The sequence below is a fragment of the Rhodohalobacter sp. 614A genome, from assembly GCF_021462415.1.
GTDB lineage: Bacteria > Bacteroidota > Rhodothermia > Balneolales > Balneolaceae > Rhodohalobacter.
This window is the reverse complement of record NZ_JAKEDS010000002.1, coordinates 385,636-403,543: the sequence shown is the minus strand read 5'-3', so window position 1 is coordinate 403,543 and position 17,908 is coordinate 385,636. Positions and strand designations below refer to the sequence as shown.

The 17,908-nt window shown below is 36.4% G+C and carries 14 protein-coding genes; 1 reads left to right on the top strand and 13 read right to left on the bottom strand.

The features are described from left to right. Positions 1 to 28: 28 nt before the first annotated feature. Entirely contained in the window at positions 29 to 790 is a 762-nt protein-coding gene (locus tag L0B18_RS10510) for a hypothetical protein (protein WP_234571726.1), read from the top strand. A gap of 81 nt (positions 791 to 871) precedes the next feature. On the opposite strand, the gene L0B18_RS10505 is transcribed toward L0B18_RS10510, so the two are convergent. The 13 genes from L0B18_RS10505 to L0B18_RS10445 form a co-directional block, all read right to left on the bottom strand. Further along, positions 872 to 1,651, bottom strand: coding sequence for a hypothetical protein (locus tag L0B18_RS10505; protein ID WP_234571725.1), 780 nt, complete (start codon positions 1,649 to 1,651; stop codon positions 872 to 874). A gap of 99 nt (positions 1,652 to 1,750) precedes the next feature. Beyond that, positions 1,751 to 3,934 (bottom strand): capsule assembly Wzi family protein, encoded by a 2,184-nt coding sequence (locus tag L0B18_RS10500; protein WP_234572362.1) that lies wholly within the window; start codon positions 3,932 to 3,934, stop codon positions 1,751 to 1,753. Then, the gene (locus tag L0B18_RS10495) at positions 3,931 to 5,628 is read right to left on the bottom strand and encodes a capsule assembly Wzi family protein (protein WP_234571724.1); all 1,698 of its coding nucleotides are present in this window, start codon (positions 5,626 to 5,628) and stop codon (positions 3,931 to 3,933) included. The genes L0B18_RS10500 and L0B18_RS10495 overlap by 4 nt, the downstream gene beginning before the upstream one ends. 97 nt (positions 5,629 to 5,725) lie before the next feature. Further along, positions 5,726 to 6,946 (bottom strand): glycosyltransferase family 2 protein, encoded by a 1,221-nt coding sequence (locus tag L0B18_RS10490; protein ID WP_234571723.1) that lies wholly within the window; start codon positions 6,944 to 6,946, stop codon positions 5,726 to 5,728. A 33-nt stretch (positions 6,947 to 6,979) separates the two neighbouring features. Continuing rightward, on the bottom strand, positions 6,980 to 7,978 hold the full coding sequence (locus tag L0B18_RS10485; protein WP_234571722.1) for a glycosyltransferase: 999 nt from the start codon (positions 7,976 to 7,978) through the stop codon (positions 6,980 to 6,982). A gap of 129 nt (positions 7,979 to 8,107) precedes the next feature. Continuing rightward, a complete protein-coding gene (locus L0B18_RS10480; protein WP_234571721.1) occupies positions 8,108 to 9,304 on the bottom strand; it encodes a glycosyltransferase family 4 protein in 1,197 nt (398 codons plus the stop codon). Between the two features lie 349 nt (positions 9,305 to 9,653). Further along, entirely contained in the window at positions 9,654 to 10,406 is a 753-nt protein-coding gene (locus tag L0B18_RS10475) for a glycosyltransferase family 2 protein (protein ID WP_255695620.1), read from the bottom strand. Positions 10,407 to 10,641: 235 nt separating this feature from the next. Further along, entirely contained in the window at positions 10,642 to 11,448 is an 807-nt protein-coding gene (locus L0B18_RS10470) for a glycosyltransferase (RefSeq protein WP_234571719.1), read from the bottom strand. 318 nt (positions 11,449 to 11,766) lie between these two features. Continuing rightward, the gene (locus L0B18_RS10465; protein WP_234571718.1) at positions 11,767 to 12,852 is read right to left on the bottom strand and encodes a glycosyltransferase family 4 protein; all 1,086 of its coding nucleotides are present in this window, start codon (positions 12,850 to 12,852) and stop codon (positions 11,767 to 11,769) included. A gap of 341 nt (positions 12,853 to 13,193) precedes the next feature. Further along, entirely contained in the window at positions 13,194 to 14,597 is a 1,404-nt protein-coding gene (gene wzy / locus L0B18_RS10460; RefSeq protein WP_234571717.1) for an O-antigen polysaccharide polymerase Wzy, read from the bottom strand. 12 nt (positions 14,598 to 14,609) lie between these two features. After that, positions 14,610 to 15,518: a glycosyltransferase family 2 protein gene (locus L0B18_RS10455; protein WP_234571716.1), complete on the bottom strand. Its 909-nt coding sequence runs from the start codon at positions 15,516 to 15,518 to the stop codon at positions 14,610 to 14,612. Positions 15,519 to 15,542: 24 nt separating this feature from the next. Continuing rightward, positions 15,543 to 16,430, bottom strand: coding sequence for a glycosyltransferase family 2 protein (locus L0B18_RS10450; protein ID WP_234571715.1), 888 nt, complete (start codon positions 16,428 to 16,430; stop codon positions 15,543 to 15,545). Beyond that, the gene (locus tag L0B18_RS10445) at positions 16,423 to 17,892 is read right to left on the bottom strand and encodes a lipopolysaccharide biosynthesis protein (RefSeq protein ID WP_234571714.1); all 1,470 of its coding nucleotides are present in this window, start codon (positions 17,890 to 17,892) and stop codon (positions 16,423 to 16,425) included. The genes L0B18_RS10450 and L0B18_RS10445 overlap by 8 nt, the downstream gene beginning before the upstream one ends. Positions 17,893 to 17,908 lie beyond the last annotated feature (16 nt).

Here is a 17,908-nt window from a genome sequence, read left to right as displayed (position 1 = left end):
TTACAATTTTAACAACTAATAAGAAAAAATGACAGCAATAAAACGAATAATCCTTCCTTCGGTACCCGGAACACTGGCAGAGGGAACCGAAGTGTTTGTAGAAGATGGTTCTGGTGGATTAGATTTGTATATCGGAAACAGTTCTAATAATCCGGTATTGGTCTCAGCTAATCAGTTTGCGCAAAGTGGTGATGTTATTGAAGTTTCTGATATTGTAGATAATCTTACTTCAAACGATACAGATAAACCTCTGAGCGCTAATCAGGGTAAAGTACTGAATAACAATAAAGCAAATCTCTCCAGCACAAATACTTTTTCTGATCTACAGACATTCAATAATGGTATCTCATTTGGTGCTGACACTCTGAACGAATACAATGATACAATCACTTGGACACCAACTTATAACCCCACAAGCGGCTCCTTTTCGTCCATTACTTATGGCAATCAAATCGGACATGCGATTAAAATTGGGAAATTAGTCATTTGCACGGTCGACCTTTCCACAAATGACATCGATTTCGGAACAGCAAGTGGAAGTCTGTCTATTGGTGGATTGCCATTTTCAGTTTTAAACCAAGTAAATATGTATGTTTCTTTGGTTCAGGGTTGGGAAGGTAATCTTCCAAGCTCTGGACAAGGTTCTCAGACAGGAACAAATATACCCTTGCATTATCGCAACCCATCAACTGGAGCAATTGGTTTTACTAATTTGATTCAGGTATCAGATTTGAACGACGGTTCAAGCAAAAATTGGTTAAAAGGACATGTATTCTACTTTGCAAGTTAAAGGTAAGCTTTTCTCTAAAATGTGTAATCCTCATATGATCACTACAGCAATTGGTTTTTAAAACATTTTTTATTTCGATTTTTATCTAGAATTATCTAAGTAATGCTGCAATTCCTGTATTGTAAGCGCCTCTTTGACTTGCCTATAATTCAAGATCATATCTTCTAAAGAAAATGGGTTTTGTCTTTCTTGATTAATACTATTTTCAAATTGAATAATTTCCAGAATATCTAAAAAATCGAGTATAATTTTGTATGGAACATCTTGAAATATCTTCTCATATGTCAATTTTAAATACTTCTGTCCAGACATCTCCAAAGCTTTTTCTGTTTCTATAAGATAACCATCAATTCTTTCTTTGTATAGCAAGAAGTCATTGACATCTATATCAATTTGAACAAGGTTTGGCTCCTCACCAGTATATCGATCCCATTTACCTGTTTTAAAAGAAATCTGTTCGGAAACATAGCTTCTCAAGCGATTCTCCCTCTCTAATATCACCTTATAAACAGATTCTTCACCGAGCAAATAATTGAAAGCTTCATCATGCTGGCCGGGAAATATTTTAAATCCCATCGCTAAAGTTGTTTCTTGATATATTTCTTTTAGAAAGGAATGAAAGTCGTGATTTTTCAACCTGAATAATTTCTTAAATACTTTCTCTTCATTTAAAAAAAAACCTTTTAACGGTAACTTCATATTATTACTAATAAACTCTCTGTCTATAAAAGCTCTTTTAAAAGAATTAAAGTCTTGATGAAAAATTTCTGATTGACAAACCACACCTTTGAGGTTATTCAAGGTTTTCACAAGAAGCGTGCTGCCAGTACGTGGATATGAAAAGACGACAAATTTCTTCATGTATAAATTATTAAGTAAAATATATGAAGTTTTCTTTTCTTAATTATTGAATAGCTTGATTTTCAATGTTTTAAAAAGCTTCATTATCCATTTGAATTTCTACCTATTGAGTCCAAAATTGTAACGAAGAGTGAACGAGTATTGATAATTATCGACATCCACACCCCTAAGATTGTAACGGTTATTGATTCTGCCAATTCTATATCCGACCTGAAACTCAAAGCTATATGGTAGGAAAAGTAAAAGATCGAAACTATATCGCGCTTCAATTTCATGCCTGTCAAGTAGAAAATAGAATTCCGGCCATCTTGCCAGTTCACTTCTGAAATAGTCCTCATATTTAAAATGTCTGTCCATATGATGTGCTATCCTACTTGCCGATAAACCCACCATCCCCCATTTATCATAATAGTGGAGATGGATCTGCTGGGTGCTTGATCCCGGTCCGATGCCTGCTCCTAATACTTGCCCTTTATGTGTGAATCCTTGTTCAATGACTGGGTTTTCGTACCAGATATTAAAATCCCTTTTTGTGGCCGTTACGCTTGAATTTTCGAGATCCGTAATTTCAATATTCAGAAGAAGATTTTTAGAAGAAGTGAGTTCAAAGTTCTTCAAAAAACCAAAAACATATCCACGATTAAGTTCCGGTTCGGCAATCAAATCACGAAATTCTCTTCGGTAATCATTCCTTCCCCACTCGGCATATACCTCAAAATTTACAGCAGGAAATGTCCAGCGCGCAGACAATGACGTCATGTGAAACGTTGCTTTATCAGGATCGGTAACATTTGAGGACTGAGTTGACCTGAGAGCCAAAAAAAGATCCGAGAAATCCAGACCGTCGTCATAAGAATAACCGGCACGGGTAAATCCTACAGACAGCCCCGGAATAACAGAAGGAGAAAAATTGAATGATAAAGCACTAACAGATCTCCTGTCATTGGATGGATCTTCATCAAAATAATCAGACTCCTTTAACCCTCCCCATAACCAGCGGGCTTCTAAACTTCCCCATGGGGTAGAATAGGGTTCATTGGTCCCAAGGAATCCATGCAAAAAGCCGGGAGCATGATTGCTGAAAATGAGTGAATTGTGAATCCCCGGACCGGTCCAAATTCGCTCGTTGGAAAAACCGGCGGCAAATCCTTCGTATTCCAACTGAATAAAAGAATCTCCAAAATCAAACTGACTTAACGACTCCTCCCCAAATCGCCAGGGAATGTCGGCATGTGTTAAATGCATTTGAAACTCAGAATCACCAAACCTCGGATACTGGGAAACCTCAAAATTTCGATTTGTAGAAAGATCCGTATTTTCAACTGTAAATCCGAGGTTTTCGCTATAGGCGAATTGTGGCCTGAAAACAGCGGTAAGTGGCCCGGCCTGTATCCCTGCTCCACCTGTTATAAAATAATTGTTCCCCCTGCCCTGCCACAAAACCCCATCGTTTTGTCCCATGGGAATCGCACTGTTATTGGAAGTATAAAAAACAGGAGAATAAATCCTCCAGTCAAAAAGCCCGTCAGACCGGGTTTGTGATTCGAAAAAGGAATGATCCATCCAGGGATGAACGACATTTTCTGCTTCATCATGATATTGACTGATATTAGCCGGACGAAGAAGAAACGAAGGTTGTGATGCTCTTCTTTCACGTGGATAGACTGCCCGAAGATAGAGTTCCATCGGGTCTCCCGGGGTAATTCTGTTGAGTGAAGAGGGATTTTTTGTTGTTAAAAAAGCTCCACCACTACTCGTCTTTGGTTTTTGATCTTGCTCATTATTCTGGTTCGTATCAGTGACGTCTTCAGGAACAGTTTGTTCTTCTTCACGAACAGGGAAAAGAACATCTGAACTTGAAATATTGGAAGCGACTTCTGAAGAATTTGCGTGCTGCAGGGAAAGCAAGATATCCCGCAAATTTACATCTGGATAGGCATCAGTGATAAAGTTGTATTCATCCCCGAGTGTCAAATCGAAACCAACACCGTTGTTTAGTTCAAGAATATCAATAGACTCAATCACATTGTCGTCAGTTGGAGGGATATAGGCTGACGTATTCAAATCATCAGAATAGAATATCATTTGAACCTGATTTGTCTGAGGCTGGGCAATCTCAACAGAATCGACCGGTTCGGTCAGATGAAACCGAACTACAAATCCAAGATCATCCGATCTTTCTGCAACCGATATTCTTTCCAATGACTGTCCCGCTGTATGTTGAGGATTGGCCAAAATCGTTATTAGCAAAAAACTGCATAACCATCTCATTACATGTTTCATCTCAGCCACCCATCAATTTGTTTTCTGATGACCAATTCAAATCGGGTATTTGTTAAATCATTTTCTTTAATATAATGCTGGTTCATGATGAAGCTTTGTTCAATTACAGCAGAAATTTCAAAATTGTGGGGCAAAAATCTCTTTATCTCAGCACCGATCATCAATTCCACGTTCCTGACTTCCCATCGTTCGATGGGCTCAGCATTCGCTTCTTCTATCTGATCAAAGAATTGATCCAATCTTGAATTGTGATATGTGATACGAGCCAATTTAAATCCGATGCTTCCTTCCTCGTTAAACATATCACCTTTTAGCATTTGCATATTTACTCCCGGCCCATACCCTGTACCCAGAATTTGTCCATTATTCGTAAAGCCCAAAATCTGGTTAGCATGTGTATACCAACCGCCGAGATGACCATCCCCTCTCGTTAGAGCCGTTCTCATGGCTTCCAGTTGATTCATTTCAAAGTTGATCGCCAGCAAGCGATTTTGAGGAAGAGAAACTGTTTTCGTCAAACCTAAAGTATATGCCCTGTGATGGTTGGGTTGCGCCAGAAAATCTCTTAAATCGTCATTATGATCGTTGCGTCCATATTCCCAGTATATCTCAAAACCATAATTCGGAATGTAATATCTAAAAAAGACAACTCCCATTTGATTATCCGGACTGGTTCCCGAGGGATTATCTTCCGTTGCAAGACGTTTTTTTAGACTGGGCTGAAATAATTTCCTGGCCTGCGTTTTATACTCAGAAAAAGAGGAAGGATATTCATGGAAAAAAGTTCTTATTAAACCAATAGAAAAATGGTCGGCAAACCAGGGCCTGTAAATAAAAATAAGTGAGTTTACTGATTGAGAATCCACAACTCTGTCCACCGTGTAGAAATCAGACTCCAGTGTTTTCCCAAAGATATATGCGAACTCAAAACCTCCTATTATTGAATTTACAGGGCGATTAGTGCCTGCATAAAGGTGCCTGAAGCCGGGGCCGCTATAGCCATATTGGAGGGAGGTATTAACAGCCGGCCCACTCCAAATCTGGCGGTTAGAGAAGGCCAACCTGAATCCGCTGTAGTTAAGCTCAATGGCACTGTCGCCTAAATCAAACCAACTATAGGTAGAATCACCGTATCTTTGCACATAATCAATAGATCCTCTGAAATCCCTGTATGTATATTCATGTAATGGAGTTCCTTGATACATACTATTCCTGACCTGCTCTAAAGTATAAGGAGCCAATTCAAATGATCTGTTTTGGGCCATTCCCACAATAGGGCGAAAGCGAATGCTTAACGGGCCCATCGATGCTTTGACTCCTGTTGTAAACGACACGTTATATCCTCTGCCCTGCCAAACAGGCCCATCATTTGATCCCCGGGGAAGGTTTGTATTGTATGACTGAAACAGCACGGGGTCAAAAAACTTCAATGAGTGATGATTGAAAGATAATCCCTGTTCTGTTTCATTTGTTGTATCTAAGATATTCTGCCAGGGGTGAGTTGTCTCTATAGTCTCTGATCGGCTAAAAGGTCGAAGATTAAAAGAAGCCGGATCATCTGAAATACCTGAAATCTGTAAGAGCCTGTAGTAATATTCATCGCTTGTATCAAAGGTGATGCTATTTTGCCCCAACAATCGGATCGGTGTCATCACCAATAAAAAAAGCAGAATGAATGTGATTCTATCCCTCATTATATAATAGCAGTTGTCTTCATTTAGAAATGATTTGATGATCGGGGTAATACTAACACTTTTTTGCCGAATTCTATATTCCAGATTGATTTTTTTATCACTTTGATAGAAACAGGTTTTTGAACCTTCCAATCAAACTTTTTAGAAATTCTTTGAAATATAGAGAGGCAAATCGTCTTGATTCAATCGGTATATATAAAAAATATTCTGCCAATTGATAATAGATAGAATCCGCTAATGAATGATTGGTGGGCACATCTTCCGATTTAAACAAGTGTAGGAAAGAATTATCTTTATGATGTGTTTCATACTTTAAATTCAACTCAATAGGCCTGAAAGACAAAGGAAAAGAGCGGATTGGATTTTCCCCTTCTTTGACAGTAACCGCGTACTTTTTTTTCTGCAACACCTCAACCGGTTTTGAGCCATATAAATCCACTTCAACCTCTTCTAACTGCAAGCCGAACCACCTTTCAAGCATTTTACTTTTTGATTCCATGAAACTGTCATACCGAATAGAATTTTCATTAAACTCGGGAAATTGAAATCCATCCCCTAAGCTTTCCGACATATTCAGAGGAACCTGAAATGTATTCAGTAAATACTTCATGTGTGATCCAACACTATCCGTACAATTCGTTGTAAAGCTGTTGTATGGATAAACCATATATTTATTTTGCTCAATCAGATAGTGATTGTAATGCTTTTTCCAGGATGACTCAGCCCATTTCTGGATATTTTTTGGAATCACTGGTTTATCCAAGGTAGTATTGCTACTTGTTTGAAGATGCCAATTTTTAAAATCATTCCATTGCCTTTTTGTCCATGCCTGTCCCCAAGAGCAACCCAATTGCATAAAATAAACCGGCCATTCACTATTAAGCGGTTCAAAAGGAAGCAATGCTGTTTCATTAAAACGTTGAGAGTATAGTGCAACGCCGCTTATGGATTCATTTTCATCGTAATACGAAAGAGCTCTTTGTGCATATTCGTAGAAAGCCGGACCAACCACTAAATCATCTTCTAATATTAGAACACTTTCGTATTTCCCTGAGTAATCCGCACACTCTAAAATATGTTTGTACAGTCCCAAATTCTTATCATGCTCAATAACCTCAACAGTGCCGCTCTTAAACGAGAAATTCTTTGCTACAGAAATCACATCCGGGTTGGGATCACCATCAACAGAAATAATCACGCGAATATCCTGATCAGAAAAATTGGCTTCATTAATAGAATGAAGTAATCTTAATAAGGATTTATCCCTCTTGTAGGCGGGAATAATGATAGCAGGTTTATATGTTGAAAGTGTTGCCAACCTTTTGTTTTGATCAGTTAAAGCTGATTATTCCTATTTGCCAAAGACTAAATTCTTCAATTTGTTATAGATACGGTACAGTGTGGGATGTGTACTTCTCAATTGAACATCATAACCCAATTTTTCAAATTGAGTCTCACTAAAATAATCATCAATACTTATGGTTGTATTCTTTTCTTTCTGCAATTTATGAAGAATTCCGAGTGAATTATGAGTAAGCAATCTTGCACGGCCCATAATCATTACATGGGTGGTTGAGTGCAACGGATATTTGTCAGCAAAAGTGAGTATTTGCGATACGGCTTTAGACCATCCTTCCACATTCATGATTCCAGGCTCTTTTTTCATGATGGAACCATTTCTTATCCGGTGTTCATAGAATACATCTGATACAGAAAGTGCCCTGTCTGCGATGCTTAAAGCCTTTATGGTATAGAATTCGTCCTCATGTATATACCCTTCCTGAAAGGTTAGCTGATTATTATGAAGAAAACTCTTTCGGTAAATGTACATTGAGACAACCGGGGAATAAATCTCAGATTGCATCAGCTTCACCAACAGCTCTTCTCCCGGGACAGGTTCGGTAATTTCACTTTTTTTGAGTGTTTTTTCTGTGCTAACCGCATCGCCTTTATCATTAATGTATCTGCCTGAAAAAGCAATCAACTCACCACCAACACTTTTTAAAAGTTTCATTAGATGTGTGAAAGCACCTTGCAGAAGAATATCATCGCTGTCGAAGAAATAAACATACGAGCCTGAGGCCTGGCTGAGTCCAAAGTTTCGTGTAGCTGATAAGCCCGAATTCTCACGGTGGTATACATGCACTCTCGGATCTTTCTCCTTATACATTTCCAGTATCTGTCCTGAACAGTCCTGGGAACCATCATTAATAGCAATTATTTCGAAGTTTGAATAATCCTGAACCAAAATGGAGTTCAGAGCCTCTTCCAGGTATGCTTCGGTGTTGTAAACCGGAATAATTACAGAGAGATCGGGGTTTTGATTAACATTCAGTTCATTATGGGACATTTTCTAAGATAACTCACAATTACATACAACTAAAATTTTTAAGCTTAAACCTCACATTAGAAGATACCTCAAATGAGATTTAAAAAGAGCAATAACTATATTTAAGAATGTACTGAGGAAAGAAGGGAATTACACTTTTTGTACGATTTTTAGCTCCTCAGATTCTTCCTTTTCATGGTTTGAATAAACCTCTTCAGGCATTGGCACTGGTTCTGAAGTTTCAATTTCATCTAATTCATTGAACTCCCATTTGCCTGTAGAGAATCGTTCGAGAAGGTTCCTCTTCCAGCGGTTTGTAGGAAATAAAGCCATACTTATACTTAAAAGAAAAACAAGTAACCATGTATTCGATAGAAAGTTTGAAGCTACAATTACACTTCCGAGAATGATAACATTCAGCGAAAGTAAGAATATAACAATCTGTCCATGAGATAAACCTACACTTAACAGATGATGATGAACATGGCCTTTGTCAGCTTCAAAGGGAGATTTGCCTTTAAGGGCACGAACAATAAAGATTCGAAGGGTATCATAAAGTGAAACGACAAGAACTGCCGGAACAATGATCGGTGCTGATGGTTGCCAATAAACCACGTCAGTAACAAGGGTGGAATATTCAACAAAGTTCACAGCCAGAATAGCCAAATAAAACCCAATAATCAGAGAGCCTGTATCTCCCATAAATATTTTAGCAGGCGGACGATTATACCAGAGGAATCCAAGAATAGAGGCTGTCAATATAAATGAAAAGGCCGCCCAATGATATATACCAACTTTATAAAACCAATATCCAAAAAATAAGGATGCCAGTACTCCAATACTTCCGCTAAGCCCGTCAATGCCGTCAATTAAATTATGGGCATTGATCACTACAATGATGGTAAAAAATGTAAGTGGTATGCCAACCCAGCTTGAAATAGATTCAAGACCAAACACCCCTCCCATATTTGTAAATTGAATACCAGCCCCAAATACAATAAGAGCTGTTGCCAAAAATTGTGCAGCTAATTTTTTGGTGGGCGAAATTTCAATCAAATCATCTTTTAAACCAGCTGCAAATAGAATTATTGAAGCCGATATGAAATATCCATACCCTTGTATATTGTCGGCAAATGAGCTTGCAGAAAATGTGATAATAAAGGCAGTAAAAATAGCTACACCACCGAGAGTTGGTATTAAACCATCGTGAAGCTTGTGAAAACCGTTACCGTCATCAAAGAGCTTCTTCCGTTTTGCCACAAGCAAAAGAATTGGAATGAGTGCTGTTGAAACCCAGAAGGCAACAAAAACACAAAACCCTATAATGTAGAAATTGGATACTTCCATGCAGATGATTTTATATAACTCCTAATATAAAGAACGGATCTGAAATGAAACTCTAAAATATTAAATTATCTTAATGTTTAGAATCCCTTAAAATCTCCTCACTTTAAAGTGAGTTCCAAAATACTTAATAAAATAAATTATTGAAGATCTAATCTTTAACGAAGTCTAAGACCTTAACGATAAAGCTTTCTGAAGCTATAAAAAAATTAACCTCAATGAATGACTTAAATAAATAACTAGTAAATTATTAGTGTATGTAAAATAACCCTCCTTAAAATCAGAAACAAAGTTCATTGTCTTTTCTTTGCTTTGCTTCGCAAGAGAGAAAAGCTGGATCGCTTTTTAACTATCAATCTATAGATAGATATTGATTAATTTTCCTGAGCGGTTTTAATAAAAATGTATAAAATCGGGGTTTAAGACTATTTATCCGCCATGCTTTGCGATCATTTTTATTAGCCTTTATTCTATTGATGATAGATTTGTTACTAACACCACCTGCTCTCATCTTAATGAGGGTTTTTGGATGATAGGCGACACTTATTTTGTGTTTGTGTAAAAACCGCAACATGATTTCATAATCAGCCGCTGTTCCCAAATCCAGGTTGAACATTCCGTATTTTTCATAGATATCTTTTTTAACGAAAAAAGTGGGATGGGGAGGCATCCAGCCATTTTTAAACATGCCCTTTTGATAGTGTCCACTTTTCCATTTTCTTAAGATGTTATTGGAATTCTTTTTTCTGATATAAACCAAGTCTGCATAGCAGGAATCCACATTCTTTTTCTTAAGCAACTGGACCATATCAAATACAGCCGTTGGATAGGCATAGATATCATCCGCATTTAGAAAAGCTATAACCTCACCGGTAGCCATTTGAATGCCTTTATTCATAGCCTCATATATTCCCTTATCTTTTTCAGAAACCCATTTATCAACAACATCAGAGTTGTTCTGGATAATCTTTAAAGTCGAATCGTTAGAATCTCCATCCAAAATGATATACTCAATATCTGGATAATTCTGCGATCGTACGCTATCTATAGTATCCTGTAATGTTTGTTCAGCATTATAGCTCACCGTGATTATGGATACTTTCATCTATAAAAATTTAACCATTCAGTATTCATGTATTTTAAAGGATGAGTTTACAAAACTCTGGATTGGGAAATTGGTGTTAGCAATTTCAGTATGCAGACTTTGGCTGTAGACATTCCTAATTAAACTGAGTTTGGCTTAGAGATTTTCATTGGAATGGTCGATCCTTTCTGCCATCTATCCAGATTTGACTCAGGATCTCCTATTTTGTGTGGATTTCAGTCATATCGAACTCATGTTAATGACTATGAATATGTTCACACAATTTTAGATATTTTTCAGCTCGTTCAGCAGCACTATCAAACTTTCGGAGTCTTTCTTTTCCCTTTTCAATCAAGTGATTCTGAAGAGTTTTGTCATCAATTATCCTCTCAATTTTTTTTACTGCTGAATCAGAATTCATAGGTTTAAAATATAAGGCAGCTTCTTCACATATACTACGCGCAAATCCCAAATCGGATGTAAGTATAGGTTTTTCCATTGCCATTGCTTCGGGATAAGTAGCTGAAAAACATTCCAGTAATGTCGGATTAAAAACAGCATCACACTCCTTGTATAGAGAAGGACACTCCTCTACAGGAACCGGACCTGTGTTGTAGACAAACTCCCGATATTTTGGAGGGAATATCTCTATATAGTTTTTATTTAATAGTGTAACAACAAATCGAACTTTATCTAAATAATCAGCTTCAAGTGAATCGATAATCGATCTGATGAGCTCAATTTGTTTATGCGGATAATAAGCTGAAAGAGTTAAAAACCTGAATTCGTTTGTCGCGCGGGCCGGTAATTTCTCTGGCACTACTTTAGGAGAAAAATAATGGCTGCTGCACGTGTTCGTAACTGTATGTACGTTTTCGGTATCCAGCCACTCCCTGACCCGCCTGTTAACATCCTCCGTCTGAACTACATAGGCATCTGCTTCCCTTTTAAAAAAAAGTTTTAAAAACCTCCCCTTCAACCTCCATTTGAGCCTCTCGTAAGCAGGAATTATTTGAAAATATGGGGATTCCGGATAGATATAATGAGGCAAATTGTATCCCACCAGATGAGGCGCTTTTGGTTTCCAGTAAGCTGGACCTGAAGTCGTAAAAACAACATCGGGCTTTACCCGGTGTTCCAGTTTTTTAAAAAACAGATCCTTTGATTTCGGACTGAATATCCGGCGGGAGGGCCGATAACCAATTTCATAAAAAGTGAAATTCGATGGAAAATTTTCTCTTCTCAACAGTTTGGAAACTCCCTTGCTTAACACAACATGGTAGCTATGCTCCTGAAAATTTTTACACTCATCTAAAAATGATAAAGCAACCTGTACACCTCCACCTTTATATGTGGTTGCTGTGTTAACGAGCAGTTTCATTTAACTTCTTCCGGAATTGGTTATTGTTTCGTAAAATCTCTCCCCAATTTTTTCTACGCTAAACTTTTTAACAGATTCCCTGGCCTTCTCCCCCATCTCTATCCGTTGCTCTTCATGATTCATTAAGTATTCCAGTTTCTCTTTGAACATCTTTTCATTGTGAAGGTCAATCAAAAAACCATTGTTTCTGTTTTCAATCATCTCAGATGGACCGGCCACACAATCATAGGCCACCACAGGCAACCCAGCCGAAAGCGCCTCACCAACCACATTTGGAAATCCTTCTGAACTGGAAGGAAATGCAAAAATCTTACTGGTCAAATAATATTGATCGACATTCGACTGATAACCTTCCAAAAAAACCGAGTTTTCCAGATTTAATTCTCCTATTAATGCCTTTAAATCATTCGAAAGCTTACTCTTCCCATGATCGCCCCCAACGATTATCAGTTTCCAATTATCCGCATTTATCTCTGAAAACATCTTTATTAGCCGGTCAATATGCTTGGTTGGTATAAACCTGCCTACGAACAAAATAGAGTTCTCTCTGTCTTGATGATGTGACCTTTTAATCTGATAAATAGGGTTTGGAATAGCTTTAATATTTGAATGGGGGAATTTTCTTTCATAAATAAGTTTAGCAGTTTTGGTTTGAACGATAATTCCCGCTGCCGACCGATACAACCATTTCCTCAGTCCCTCTAAAGGTCTTTGTTTTCCGGGTTGTGCCCTGTCCGAAATAAATATCCTGTACTTCAATCCAAATAATGAGATAAGGACAAATACATTCCATATTTCACCAAAACTAAGGAGCGTATCCGGATGAATTTCTTTCACTTTCTTGCGAAGAAAAGCAATTGTCCTGACGGCTAACAATATTTTGAATGGATATCTGGATTGAAAATCAGGTTTATGTATTATTACCCGTTCCGAGATTTTGTAGAAGTGATCCCTCTCCTTTCCATAGACAATTAAATGAACTTCTTTTTTCTCTACTGTAGACAGATAGTTTGCAAGCTCGCTTGTAACTCTTTCCATACCTCCGGGATTTAAGGAATTAATAAGCAAACATATCTTTTCTTTCATACTACTTTTTTAATGGACTTAGATCCAGCATTTTACCCAGCTGAAGGTCTTGATAATAGGTCCCAGATCAAACCGGTGATATCTCTTCAGCCAGATAATTTTCTCATTAAAGGTTTGAGGATTCTTCAGGTTTACCCAGTACCGATGCCCCCCGTGGAGCAAGTGGGATTTATAATGGCTTAGTTTGTAGAGAAGCGTTGTTGGGACTGTTTTATATAAAAGTTTCCAGATTAAGTACTTCAGACTTTGGATACCCATTCTCCTTTTATTAATAATAGATTAAGGACTTTTTATTTCATTTAGCACTTAATTCTCACTGCTCAAATTAGTACCTAAGCAAATTACTCTTTGAGATTGTTAAATTTAAGCTTGTAGGTTCTATAGTAAGGTAATACAACTTTTATTCTTCTGAGTAGATAAGAAAGTGCTATTGTCCAAACAATGATATTTAGTGGAGTTAACATAGAAGCTCTGGGCAAGTAAACTGCGTACATAAGCATTGAAAAATAGATAATATCTATATGTAAGCCATCTCTTTGTAACTTATTCCTATAATTTTCTATGAAACTGCCTAATAAACCAAACATTAAGATTACCCCCGTAAGCCCAAATGCAATATACACATCCGCTACTAAATTGGTTCCTAATCCAAAACTCGCATTGTTTGAGAATGCAAGCTCAGTAAAAAAAGTAGCGGATCCAGTAATGTGTTCACCTGTTATTGCAATAAATGTTCTTTGCCCAAAAGGAATAGGGCTAAGTAAGTATGTAATATAAGTTTCACCATAGTTTATACCTTCATTATCAACATATTCTAACCCCACATAGAGGTTTCTACTGTTCACGATAAAGCTTGACGTTAAAGCCAAAACATTACTATTTAGCGCTTTCTCAACCCCCCTGCTAACAATTGTTCCTTCTACATTCGTATCTGAAACCCTGCCAAGTCCAATAATTTGCATCATTAATATTCCAGAAATCCCGAGAATAGCTAAATATCTTTTCGGAATGGGTTTTACATAAACTGCATACAGCCCAAACAAGAGCAAGATTTGAAGAAGAGCCGGCCCCCTGTCGCCAACTCTTAGAAAGAGAAAAATATAAAACAGATTAACTGACCAAAAAATTACTTTGGTAAAATTTGAATTATACCTCCATTGTTTAAAATATAAGATCGATGCAAGAAGCATCACACACGTTAATAGTAATAATACATAAGTAGATATGGTACTGGCTCCTGTAAAACTGCCGCTTAAAAATGCCGGGCCTACAACGGCCAAGAACAATAAAAACAACAGGGTAATTAAAAAAGAAGTCTTTTGAACGCCAGTATAATTTTTTGATATAATTAATAAGTTGTTATTTTTTTTGTATTTAAATGAAGCACCGGTTATAAAACAACCCGATGCCAACAGCGCTAATGCAGTCCCTTTTGTAATGTAATCGTGATTGAACGGAACAGAAAAAATCCACAGTAAATAAGGGTTAATTGGATAAACAACCGATGCGTAAAAAAAGTTAATAAAGAAGAAGCTCGTAAAAAAAAGAGTGTAAAAATTTACATAATTGCCATTACTGACTAAAAGGGTAAATGGAACTGCCTGTACTAAGAAAAGAAATACGGTAATTAAAATATAGGTATGGTTATAATGCATTGGGCTAAATAAATACAAAAACAATGCTGCCAGGGTAAGAAAAATATTGTAGTAAATGAGATGTTTTTGTGTGAAATATTTTTTTATCAAACCAATAAATTTTTAATGTTTCTTAAACATTTCTGCTACCTTACCGAGCATTCTTTTAGTATGATACCTAAGAATTAGATTCGAAATTTCTATACTTTTTTTTCCATCCCCAAAAAAGCCTATGAGGTAATTCCAAAAATATTGCCATGCTTTTTTATTCACTGTAAGTGCATAAAACAAAAATAATCTTGAATGTATCCTGTTTTTTAACCTTTCATCATTATTTATCTCATCAGCATATTTTTTTTTAAATAAAATTAGGGATGAAATGTGTGAGCTAAAATCTGTTGTAATTCTATTTTTATTATCAAAACGATATAAGACCAATACATCTTTTACCATCTCAATTTGCCCTATATCAGTAAGAGAAATATAAAAATCAAGATCTTGGCGAGCAGTAAATTCTTCATCAAAACCATTAAATCTAAAAGCCGCCTTTTTTTTGAATATAAAAACCGAAAATCCACCAATACAATTTTCGTAAAGCAAATCTTTTCTGGAAAAAGCTACTTTGGAAGGAATTCTTTTAGAAACAATTCGATTATTTTTAAAATCGTAACTTGCAAATCCGCACCCAATTCCAACTATCTTTTGCTTAGTTTTTTTTAGTAAATAGTCAATTTGCTTTTCCAATTTTTCCGGCAACCAAATATCATCCGAATCCAACATAGCCACCCACTCTCCCTTTGCCGCAAACAGCCCAGTATTTCTGGCCCCTTGGGCCCCTTTTTTCCGTGTATTTGCGAGGTAATGAATACGAGAATCATTATACGATTTAATAACTTTTTCTGTGTTATCCGTAGAGTAGTCGTCAACAACCAATAGCTCAAAATTGTTATAGGTTTGGCTTAACACGGAATCAATGGCTTCGGTTATTAGATGAGCTCTGTTATAGGTTGGAATAATTACACTAATTAGCATATAAAAATTCAAGAGATTTATATTCTATCTTAATCTGTATAGTTCATTTGTAATTCTTCTCATAGATCTGGTTACAATATTTTTTTTATTCTTAAATAAGGTATAAAGAAAAACAAATGCCCAATATTGAACACTAATTCTAATCTTATCTGTAATGGGATACAGATGTTTTAAAAATTTATATCTGTATGATATTTTTGAAATCTGAAATTTATTATAAAGTACTTTGTCATTATTATTTTGAACTGAACTATTTTCACGACGATAATAGGTTCCATAATAATTTAAATACGTTAACTTAACTCCTGCTTTAGTCACCTTAATCCAAAAGGGAGTATCCTCCCAAAAGGTTGCTCTTTCATCATAAAACCCTACTTTTTTATACAAGGCTGTTTTTACCATTGCCGAGGATGCAATTATAGGCCCACTCCTTAATAATATTTCAAATTGCTCATCTGCCGTACAATTTGGTTGATTAATTCGAAAAACTGAACAATCTTTTTTTCTTTTTCTGTTATTTTTATCTATAAGAATAGCATTGCTATGAAGAATTGATATATCGTTCTTATCTATAGTATAAGCAATGTATTTTTCCACCAAATCAGAAGAAATGTAATCATCACCAGCCAAAATTTTTACCCACTCACCGGAAACATCTTTAATACCTCTGTTTAAATTGGGTGCTATACCTGTATTCTTTCCTGACTCAATTACCTTTGATCTTACAAACCTGTCTTTATTTTTCTCAATCCATTCTTTACATAATTGTACAGTATCATCGGAAGAAGCATCATCGCTAATAATTAATTCTATATTTTTATATGTCTGTGCTTTGCAGCTTTCAAGGGTTTCATGTACAAATTTTGAGGAGTTGTACGTGATGACGACTATCGAAACCAGTGGTTCAGCCATTCCTATTATTGTCTAATTTTTTTAATAAAAAATTATGTATCAAATACTTAAACTCATTTACTTCTTCCAATTTCATAAAATATGCTATTGCAGTATATGTAATTAGGCCAACGGGTATTCCGGTAAGAAGTTTTAATGCATTGGAATCGATGTTTAATAAAGCCACAAAAACAACAATTCCCATACCAGCTGTAGCCACAATAAATGGCGCCATGTCTTTTACCTGTTTTAAATATCCATAATTGAAATATTTTCCCGAGTAGTAACAATTCATATAAGAAGAAATAAGTACCACAAAAATCTGTCCGATTACCATGGCTTTTACACTGATAGGAACTGTGACCAAAAGTGTTCCTATGAGTAGTGGAAACTTTATAAGATCTATTTTAAGAAACAGATCTGAGCGGCCGGTTGCCTTTAAAATATTCAAATTGATAGTTAACATTGGATAAAATAATTTTGCGATACAATACAATTGAAGCAGTGGTGCCACGGGCTGCCATTTGTTTCCAAGTAAAAAAATGATCAATGGTTCGGCAAGCAGAGCAAGAAGTGTCATGGTTGGAATAATAACAAATGCGACCATTTTGATGGTTCTTCTGAAGATAGAAACCAATCGAACTTTATCTTTTTGAAGAGATGCAAGCAAAGGAAACGTAACTTGCCGAATTACACTGGTTATGGTGGAGGCAACTATATCGCCAGTCTTCTTCATTTGTGTATAATACCCAAGCTCAACAGCATTATAAGCTCGCCCTATTACAATATTATAAAGTTCCGACAGTAATTGTGCATAAAGAGATGCGGCGAGTAGGTTCGAACCGTAACCAAACAACTCTCTAAATGATCTTTTAGAGAACTGAAATGATAACGACCAATTCCCAACCATCCAGTAACCGATTGTTTGAAGCCCTGATATGAGTAGTGTTTTTACAACCAGCGCCCACACGCCGTAACCGTATAATGCTGTGATGATTCCTAATCCACCACCCAAAATCAAAGAGATAGAATTTACCTTGGCGTGAGTTTTAAAATCCATGTCGATGGTCAATTTTGTTCTTTGAATAATCGACAGGGCACCTAATATCAGAACTAAAGAAAGGGATCTGGTTAATGGAACAAGGATTGGCCTCTGGTAAAAATCAGCAATAAAAGGAGCCGAAAAAAACAAAATCAGATAAGCAGCTCCACTTACTAATAAATTAAAAACAAAAACAGTAGAGTAATCATTAATCGATTTCTCTTGTTTTTGAATCAACCCCGACCCCATTCCACTATCAATAAAAGTCTGAGAAATCGCAATAAAGATGGACAACATGCCAATCAGCCCGAAATCTTCCGGAACTAATAATCTGGCCAGAACTATTCCAATAACAAATTGGCCGGCAGAAACTGAAAATTTTTCGAGGAAATTCCAGAATATTCCAATTGTTGTGCGTTCTTTTAAACTTTTTTTTGCCAACTATCCGCTAATCCTG

What these genes read in the sequence shown, in the direction of transcription:
- L0B18_RS10495 (WP_234571724.1), bottom strand. Translation starts at nt 5,628, where the DNA reads ATGAGGGATAGAATCACATTCATTCTGCTTTTTTTATTGGTGATGACA.
- L0B18_RS10510 (WP_234571726.1), top strand. Translation starts at nt 29, where the DNA reads ATGACAGCAATAAAACGAATAATCCTTCCTTCGGTACCCGGAACACTG.
- L0B18_RS10475 (WP_255695620.1), bottom strand. Translation starts at nt 10,406, where the DNA reads ATGAAAGTATCCATAATCACGGTGAGCTATAATGCTGAACAAACATTA.
- L0B18_RS10465 (WP_234571718.1), bottom strand. Translation starts at nt 12,852, where the DNA reads ATGAAAGAAAAGATATGTTTGCTTATTAATTCCTTAAATCCCGGAGGT.
- L0B18_RS10450 (WP_234571715.1), bottom strand. Translation starts at nt 16,430, where the DNA reads ATGGCTGAACCACTGGTTTCGATAGTCGTCATCACGTACAACTCCTCA.
- L0B18_RS10500 (WP_234572362.1), bottom strand. Translation starts at nt 3,934, where the DNA reads ATGAAACATGTAATGAGATGGTTATGCAGTTTTTTGCTAATAACGATT.
- L0B18_RS10455 (WP_234571716.1), bottom strand. Translation starts at nt 15,518, where the DNA reads ATGCTAATTAGTGTAATTATTCCAACCTATAACAGAGCTCATCTAATA.
- L0B18_RS10505 (WP_234571725.1), bottom strand. Translation starts at nt 1,651, where the DNA reads ATGAAGAAATTTGTCGTCTTTTCATATCCACGTACTGGCAGCACGCTT.
- L0B18_RS10480 (WP_234571721.1), bottom strand. Translation starts at nt 9,304, where the DNA reads ATGGAAGTATCCAATTTCTACATTATAGGGTTTTGTGTTTTTGTTGCC.
- L0B18_RS10485 (WP_234571722.1), bottom strand. Translation starts at nt 7,978, where the DNA reads ATGTCCCATAATGAACTGAATGTTAATCAAAACCCCGATCTCTCTGTA.